Raw genomic sequence first — 1,150 nt, 5'->3', positions numbered from 1 at the left:
ATTAAGCGATAACTTTAGCAACAACGCCCGCGCCAACGGTATGGCCACCTTCACGGATGGCGAAACGCAGACCGTCGTCCATCGCGATCGGGGCAATCAGGTTTACCACCATCTTGATGTTGTCGCCCGGCATGACCATCTCTACGCCTTCCGGCAGTTCAATGGTTCCCGTCACGTCCGTTGTACGGAAGTAGAACTGCGGACGGTAGCCTTTGAAGAACGGCGTATGACGACCGCCTTCATCTTTGCTCAGGATATACACTTCTGATTCAAATTGCGTGTGCGGCTTGATTGAACCCGGTTTAGCCAGTACCTGACCACGCTCTACGTCGTCACGCTTGGTGCCGCGCAACAGCACGCCCACGTTCTCTCCCGCGCGACCTTCGTCCAGCAGTTTGCGGAACATTTCAACGCCGGTACAGGTGGTTTTCGTCGTGTCTTTGATGCCCACGATTTCAACTTCTTCACCCACTTTAACGATACCGCGCTCTACACGACCGGTTACTACCGTACCACGACCGGAGATGGAGAATACGTCTTCGATCGGCAGCAGGAACGGTTTGTCAATCGCACGCTCTGGTTCCGGGATATAAGAATCCAGCGCTTCAGCCAGTTCGATGATTTTCGCTTCCCACTCGGCATCGCCTTCCAGCGCTTTCAGCGCGGAACCGCGGATCACCGGCGTATCGTCGCCTGGGAAATCGTACTGAGACAGCAGCTCGCGAACTTCCATCTCCACCAGTTCCAGCAGTTCTTCGTCATCAACCATGTCGCATTTGTTCAGGAACACGATGATGTAAGGAACGCCGACCTGACGACCCAGCAGGATGTGCTCGCGAGTCTGCGGCATCGGGCCGTCCGTCGCGGCAACCACCAGGATCGCGCCGTCCATCTGGGCGGCGCCGGTGATCATGTTTTTCACGTAGTCGGCGTGCCCTGGGCAGTCAACGTGCGCGTAGTGGCGAGTCGGGGTATCGTATTCAACGTGAGACGTGTTGATGGTGATACCACGCGCTTTTTCTTCCGGCGCGTTATCGATCTGGTCGAATGCACGCGCGGAACCACCGTAGGTTTTAGCCAGAACGGTAGTGATAGCAGCGGTCAGCGTTGTTTTACCATGGTCAACGTGGCCGATAGTACCGACGTTAAC

At 56.1% G+C, this 1,150-nt stretch carries 1 protein-coding gene; it reads right to left on the bottom strand.

From position 1 onward, the window contains the following. Position 1: 1 nt before the first annotated feature. Positions 2–1,150 (bottom strand): elongation factor Tu (gene tuf / locus DES54_RS18430; RefSeq protein ID WP_244910743.1); only part of this gene is annotated, 1,149 nt, incomplete at its 5' end.

The sequence above is a fragment of the Brenneria salicis ATCC 15712 = DSM 30166 genome (assembly GCF_003315515.1).
GTDB classification, from domain to species: domain Bacteria; phylum Pseudomonadota; class Gammaproteobacteria; order Enterobacterales; family Enterobacteriaceae; genus Brenneria; species Brenneria salicis.
Note: the sequence above shows the minus strand (reverse complement) of the source record. Positions and strands in the feature narration are given on the sequence as shown.